This is a genomic window from Donghicola sp. (assembly GCF_025210255.1).
Classification (GTDB): domain Bacteria; phylum Pseudomonadota; class Alphaproteobacteria; order Rhodobacterales; family Rhodobacteraceae; genus Donghicola; species Donghicola eburneus.
In genome coordinates this window covers 80,736-87,383 of record NZ_JAOARZ010000040.1, presented here as the reverse complement: position 1 = coordinate 87,383, position 6,648 = coordinate 80,736, and the positions used below count along the sequence as shown (strand labels likewise).

Sequence of the window (6,648 nt, the reverse complement as noted above, 5' to 3'; positions counted from 1 at the left end):
GCAACCCACTCTCCGGCCACCAAATGCTTGCCGTGCGGTTCAAATCCCATCTCTCATCTCCTCTGCGCTCCAAGCCAGCTCAACAGCCAACCCACAAAACGCTCCATCTTTCATCTTTGCAAAAATACTCCCGCCGGAGGCGGAAACGCCGCTAGTCACGATGCACAGGCTCCGCCGTGAACATGCCTCCCTGCCACAAGACATCCGGCGCATCAGCTGCCTTGCGGGGCTGCTGCTCAATCTCTTCGCGGAACACTTCACTGTCGTCTTTCGGCTTCCACCCTAGCCACCCGAGATGGCTGTTGTCCCACCACCCGCAGGTGTTGTCCGACGCGCCCCAGATGATCGGGCAGCCCAGTTTCGGCACCGCGAACACCCGCTCCATCAGCGACACGAAATCGTCAAAGCTGAGCCAAGTTGCCATCATCCGGCGATCCTTCGGCTTTTCAAAGCAGGATCCGATGCGCAGCAACGCCGTCTCTTGGCCGAACTTCGAGTGGTACATGCTGGCAACAGCTTCACCAAATACCTTGGAGATACCGTACCACCCATCAGGCCGCGTGGGCATGTCTGCGGACAGGCGCTGATCCTGCGGGTAATAGCCGATCGTGTGGTTCGAACTCGCAAACACAATCCGCGGCATGCCGTTCGCGCGCGCCGCCTCGTACAGGTTATAGAGACCACGAATGTTGGCCGCCTCGATCAGGTCATAGGACTTCTCGACCGATACACCGCCCAAGTGGATGATCCCGTCGCAATCCTTGACCAGATCAAAGACCGCAGCCTCATCAGCCAGATCGCAGACGACGTGTTCTTCATTGGCAGCAGCCTCTCCCATAGGCACGACGTCAGACAAACGCAGAGTTTCGGCCATATGCGCCAAACGGGAGCGGCACATGGTGCCCAATCCGCCCGCAGCGCCAGTGATTAATAGTCGTTTCATCATGAAAATCACTCCATCAGGCTCGGCAAGAACATAGAGAACGCCGGCACGTAGGTGACGAGCATCAGCGCCACCAGAATTGCGAGGTAGAATGGCAGGATCGATTTCACCGCCTGCTCGATCCGGATTTTGCCCACGACACAGCCCACGAACAGGCAAGCGCCGACAGGCGGGGTGCACAGACCCAAGCCTAGGTTCATCATCAGGATCACACCGAATTGCACTGGGTCCATTCCCAGTCCCACCGCAACGGGCAGGAAAATCGGCGTACAGATCAGGATCAATGCGGCCATGTCCATAATCATTCCCAGAACCAAGAGGATCAAATTGATCATCAAGAGGATGATTAACGGATTATCGCTGATACCGGTAACGAAATTTCCAAGAAGATCCGGGACACGATACAGCGCAAGCAAATAGCTGAACGCAGAGGCTGTCGCGACCAGCAGCATCACCAGCGCTGTCGTCCGTACCGAGGTAATCACCGCCAGCTTGAAAGCAGGCCACGTAAGTTCGCGGTAAACCAGCGTGGTCACGAGGATGGCCCAGATCGCGCCAAAGGCTCCGGACTCGGTCACAGTCATCACGCCGGACAATACGCCACCCACAATGATCACCGCAGTCATCAGTCCGGGCAGCGCTACGATGGTCGCCACGCCAAGCGCCTTGAAACCGGGGAAGGTTTCTGCCGGATAGCCACGACGCACCGCAACCCAATAGGCGACCAAGGCCAGACACAAGCACATCAGGATGCCGGGCACGATGCCCGCGATGAACAGCTTGGAAACTGACATGCCTCCTGCGGCCACTGCATACAGGATCATGTTATGCGAGGGCGGGATGACGATGCCTGCCACGGATGACGTGACCGTCACGTTCACCGCATAGTCGGGATCGTAGCCTTTGTCCTTCATGACAGGGATCAGGATCGACCCAAGCGCCGAGGTATCCGCCACAGCCGATCCAGAGATGCCGCCGAACAACATCGAAGACAGCACGTTCACCACGCCCAAACCGCCACGCACCGACCCCACAGCCGAAGACGCCAGACGCACCAGACGGTTCGCAATCCCGCCCTGCATCATCAACTCGCCCGCAAAGATAAAGAACGGGATCGCCAGCAGCGAAAAGACCGAGACACCGGACAAGATGCGTTGGAACCCGATGAACAGGGGCAGCCCTTCGTACAGAAAGCCGCCCACCGCAGCCAGACCCAGCGCAAATGCTACGGGCATGCCACAAAACAGACCCAGCCCGAAAATTCCGAATAGTACCGCGAGGCCCACTAGAGCTCTCCTGTCAGTTTGTAGTCACCACGGGCCAACTCGCCCACGTGATATAGGGAAAACACAACGGTCAGGGCACCGCAGATCGCCATGGGCACCGCGCGCCAGCCCTCGGCGATGCCGAGCATGGGGATGCTACGCGGCCACGTCTTTTCAGCCAGCGTCCAGCCCTGCCACGCAAGGAACCCGCCAAACACACAGACAGCGATCACGGCGATCCAGCGCATGGGGATGCGCAGCGGATCGGGCATCATCTCGCGGACGAAATCGATGGACAGGTGGCTCTTGTTCCACACGCCTGCCGCAGCACCCAGAAAGGTGATCCACACCACCAACAGCAGTGCCAGCTGCTCGACCCATGTAGGGGTATCGTTCAGCACATAACGGCCCCAGACCAGCCAACCAAAGATCGAGATCAGCGTGACCAGCTGCACGCCCGCGATCACCAAACAGGTCTGCGCCAGCGCCGCCAGAACGCGGTAAACCGGCCCGCGCGCCGTGTGTTCTAGTTCGTGTTCCACGTCGGTCTTCCCCGAAGAATGGTGGGCCGCACGCATTGGGGACATGCGGCCCGATACGCGCTTATTCAGTCGCCTGAATGTCCTTGATCAGCGACTCGAGGTCGGGATGTGCGCTGATAAAGTTCGCGTAGATCGGCTCCATCGCCGCTTGGAAGGCCGCAGGATCTTCGACCTCGTTCACCATGGAACCGGCCGCCTCGACCACCTCGAGGCTCTTGGCTTCGCGTTCGGCCCAAAGCTGGCGCTGGAGCTGAGCTGCTTCCATCGCGGCCTCTTTGATCGCAGCTTTATCCTCGTCCGAGACACCTTCCCAAACCGACTCAGCCACACAGAGGCACTCGGGCAAGATCAGGTGGTTGGTGATGGAGTAATACTTGGCGACCTCGTAGTGGTTCGAGGACTCATACGAGGGGTAGTTGTTCTCTGCTCCGTCAATCACCCCTGTCTGCAGGGACTGATACACTTCGCCATATGCCATGGGAGTCGCGTTGCCGCCCAATTGATCGACCATTTGAACGTACAGGTCGTTGTTCATGACGCGGAACTTCAGACCCTCGACGTCGGCGGGGGTGTGGATCGGCTTCTTGGTGTTGTAGAAGCTGCGCGAGCCGCTATCGAACCACGACAGAGCCACGATGCCCGCCTCGCTCAGCGCGTCGCTGAACTGCTGACCAACATCGCCGTCCATCGCGTGGTGCATTTGTTCTACATCGCGGAAAATAAAAGGCAGCGACAACACGTTGGTCGCGGGCACGATTTCACCCATCGGGCCCATGTTAAAGTTGGCCCAAGCCAGAGCGCCGCTGCGGACCTGCTCGATCGCGTCGGGCTGGCTGCCCAGAATGCCGTTGGCATAGACAGTAGGGGTGATGCGGCCTTCGGTGACTTCGGCGACTTGGTCCGCAAAGGACTGCATCGCGACAGTGTTCGGATAATCCTCGGGATGGATCGCCCATCCGCGCCACTCGGCCGCCTGCGCAATGGATGCCGCGCTGGTCAGAGCGACGATGGAAACAGAAGCAATCTTCAAAATCTTGTTCATAGTGTCCTCCCTTGGGCGCACCTCCTGCGCCAATGGCAACTTGTATGACAAATTGTATGATGAGTTGTCAATAGGTGGGATAACCACTTTCACCCCCTGCAAAACAAGGGCTATATCCAGTCAGCCCCGTAGGAAAAATAACTACATACTGCCAATCTACAGCTTTCAAAAGAATCAAGTCCTCAGACAGACTACTTCCCAGTTCTCAGGCACCTGCACACCCGCTCTGCCCGGACTCACAGAAAACTTCGCCCGATCCCCTGCCCTTTTTGGATTTCCATGCCTAAGTTCCCGCCAACGCGTTCGAACAAGAGGATCTATTATGACCGACAGCAGCTACACGCCCCCCGCCGTCTGGACTTGGGAACCCGGCAACGGCGGCGAGTTCGCCAGCATCAACCGCCCCATCTCTGGCGCGACCAAAGAGGTCGAACTGCCCGTCGGCGACCATGCGCTTCAGCTTTACTCCATGGGCACGCCGAATGGTCAGAAGGTGACCATCCTACTGGAAGAACTGCTTGAAGCGGGCCACACCGAAGCCGACTACGACGCATGGCTAATCAAGATCGGCGATGGCGATCAGTTCGGCAGCGGCTTTGTCGAATTGAACCCCAACTCCAAGATTCCCACCCTGCTAGACCGCTCGAACGGTCAGCGCGTGTTCGAAAGCGGCTCGATCCTGACCTATCTGGCAGAGAAATTCGGCGCCTTCCTACCCACAGAAGCTGGCGCACGCGCCGAAGTGTTCAACTGGCTATTCTGGCAGATGGGCGCAGGCCCCTATGTGGGCGGCGGCTTTGGTCACTTCTTTGCCTACGCACCCGAGAAGATCGAATATGCCATCGACCGCTTTACAATGGAGACCAAGCGTCAGCTTCACGTTCTGGACACCAATTTGGCCGACCGCAAATTCGTAGCGGGCAACGACTATTCCATCGCGGATATGGCGATCTACCCGTGGTACGGCGCCCTTGTTGAGGGCCGCTTGTACAAGGGGTCGGACACTTTCTTGAACGTGTCTGAGTACGAGAACGTGCAGCGTTGGGCTGCTGATTTGGCTGCCCGTCCAGCCGTTCAGCGCGGCGGTGTCGTCAACCGCACCGGCGAGGGCCAATTGCCCGAGCGCCACAGCGCAGAGGATTTCAAAGCCATCGGCTTTTGATCTGCAACGGCGGGCAACACACTCGCCCGCCTCCAACGCCTTTGGATGGTTGCGCTAAACGTGTGCGCAAGCATCTTTTTTCCGTGATTGCAGAGTTGTTGCAGTCTCGATCTATGGCTAGTGTCTCACCGATGTTCGGGGCACAGCCACGTGGCCCCTCAAGTCATTTCACGAAGGGTTACGAATGCTGGAATTGACCAACCATACCGCTTGCACCGCTCAGCCGCTGGACGACTATCTGGCCAGCCGCGGCGGCCCCGCCAAAATCATCAAGGCAATTGCGGACTCGCTCATGCCTATTGCGGACCGACTGGCGGCAGGTGCTCTTTATGGGGATCCGGCAGCAATCGTTGGGGTGAACGAAAGCGGCGACAAGCAGAAGTCGCTGGATCTGGGCACCCACGTGTACATGGTTGACGTGCTGAAGGCCGCAGGCGTGCGCTTGATGCTGTCCGAGGAGTCCGAAGAAGTTCTGACCCTGAACGAAGACGGAGACTACGACGTCGCCATCGACCCCATCGACGGGTCTGGCAGCATCGGCGTTGGGGCAATCCTTGGCATGTTGTTCTCGATTTTACCGGCCTCGGACAAAGGCTTCTTGCAGGACGGTCATTCCATCGTGGCGGCGGGCTATGCGTCCTTCGGACACTCGATGGATTTCGGCTTTGCCATGGACGAAGGCGTGACCATCGCCGTCTACGACCGCGCCAGCGACATGCTGCGCGTCACGGTCGAAAACCTGCAACTGCCCGAAACTACCAAGGTTATTGCTTATAACGCATCCAACGCCCGCCACTGGGGCGCCGGCATGACCGCCTATATCGACGAGATTTTGGTAGGCAAGGACGGCCCCCGCGGCAAGAACTACAACATGCGCTGGCCCGCGGCCGCCGTGGGCGATTTGCACCGCATCCTTCTACAGGGGGGCATGTTCCTGTATCCCGGCGACCGCCGAGAGGGCTATGAGAACGGCCGCCTGCGCTTGGTCTATGAAGCAATGCCCATGGCCTATCTGATGCAGGCCGCGGGCGGTTTGGCCACCGATGGCCACCAGCCGATCCTCGACAAAGTCGCGACCGACGGTCACGAGCATTCGGCCCTGATCTTTGGCGCGAAAGAAGAGGTCGAGGCCTATCTGCGCTGCATGGAAGCCGAGAAGTAAGGCACAAAAAAGCGCGGCACCGTTGGGGTGTGCCGCGCTTTCGATCACCGCAAGCCTTGGGAGTTACTTGCGGTATTTCACGTCCAGATCGTTGATCGCGTTGACGTTGCCCGCCGAGCGGCCATTTTCATCAAAGCTGTTGGACAGGAACGCGTCGGCGATGGCTTTTGCCAATTCACTGCCGATGACACGTGCGCCCATGGTGATGACCTGCGCGTTGTTCGACAGGGCTGCCCGCTCTGCCGAGTAGGTGTCGTGGGTCTGCGCGGCGCGGATGCCGGGCACTTTGTTTGCCGACAGACACACACCGATGCCGGTGCCGCAGCACAGGATCGCACGGTCGTAGGTGCCATCCAGAACGCCGTTAGCCACGCGGTCCGACAGGTTCGCATAGAAGGCATCGGGGCCTTCGTCAGTGCGCGACACTTCGGACACTTCGTATTTGTCGCCTAGGTAATCGGCCAAAACTTTAGCCAGACCTTCGCCCGCGCTATCGCCTGCTACTGCAATTTTCATGTGGATCTCTCCTCTG

At 58.8% G+C, this 6,648-nt stretch carries 7 protein-coding genes; 2 read left to right on the top strand and 5 right to left on the bottom strand.

Annotation, left to right across the window (positions count from 1 at the left end):
- Window positions 1-151 precede the first annotated feature (151 nt).
- From N4A58_RS18295 to N4A58_RS18280, 4 genes are all read right to left on the bottom strand, one after another.
- Window positions 152-946: an NAD(P)-dependent oxidoreductase gene (locus N4A58_RS18295; RefSeq protein WP_293712376.1), complete on the bottom strand. Its 795-nt coding sequence runs from the start codon at window positions 944-946 to the stop codon at window positions 152-154.
- A 5-nt stretch (window positions 947-951) separates the two neighbouring features.
- Window positions 952-2,229, bottom strand: coding sequence for a TRAP transporter large permease (locus N4A58_RS18290; protein WP_293712373.1), 1,278 nt, complete (start codon window positions 2,227-2,229; stop codon window positions 952-954).
- The gene (locus N4A58_RS18285; protein ID WP_293712370.1) at window positions 2,229-2,750 is read right to left on the bottom strand and encodes a TRAP transporter small permease; all 522 of its coding nucleotides are present in this window, start codon (window positions 2,748-2,750) and stop codon (window positions 2,229-2,231) included. The genes N4A58_RS18290 and N4A58_RS18285 overlap by 1 nt, the downstream gene beginning before the upstream one ends.
- Before the next feature lie 61 nt (window positions 2,751-2,811).
- Window positions 2,812-3,792, bottom strand: coding sequence for a TRAP transporter substrate-binding protein (locus N4A58_RS18280; protein ID WP_293712367.1), 981 nt, complete (start codon window positions 3,790-3,792; stop codon window positions 2,812-2,814).
- Between the two features lie 322 nt (window positions 3,793-4,114).
- Between N4A58_RS18280 and yghU the strand changes: the two genes are divergently transcribed.
- Together yghU and N4A58_RS18270 are read left to right on the top strand one after the other, a co-directional pair.
- On the top strand, window positions 4,115-4,954 hold the full coding sequence (gene yghU / locus N4A58_RS18275) for a glutathione-dependent disulfide-bond oxidoreductase (protein WP_293712364.1): 840 nt from the start codon (window positions 4,115-4,117) through the stop codon (window positions 4,952-4,954).
- A 184-nt stretch (window positions 4,955-5,138) separates the two neighbouring features.
- Window positions 5,139-6,116, top strand: coding sequence for a class 1 fructose-bisphosphatase (locus tag N4A58_RS18270; RefSeq protein WP_293712361.1), 978 nt, complete (start codon window positions 5,139-5,141; stop codon window positions 6,114-6,116).
- Window positions 6,117-6,179: 63 nt separating this feature from the next.
- Here the strand turns inward: N4A58_RS18270 and N4A58_RS18265 are convergent, their stop codons facing one another.
- Window positions 6,180-6,632: an RpiB/LacA/LacB family sugar-phosphate isomerase gene (locus N4A58_RS18265; RefSeq protein WP_293712358.1), complete on the bottom strand. Its 453-nt coding sequence runs from the start codon at window positions 6,630-6,632 to the stop codon at window positions 6,180-6,182.
- Between the last annotated feature and the right edge of the window lie 16 nt (window positions 6,633-6,648).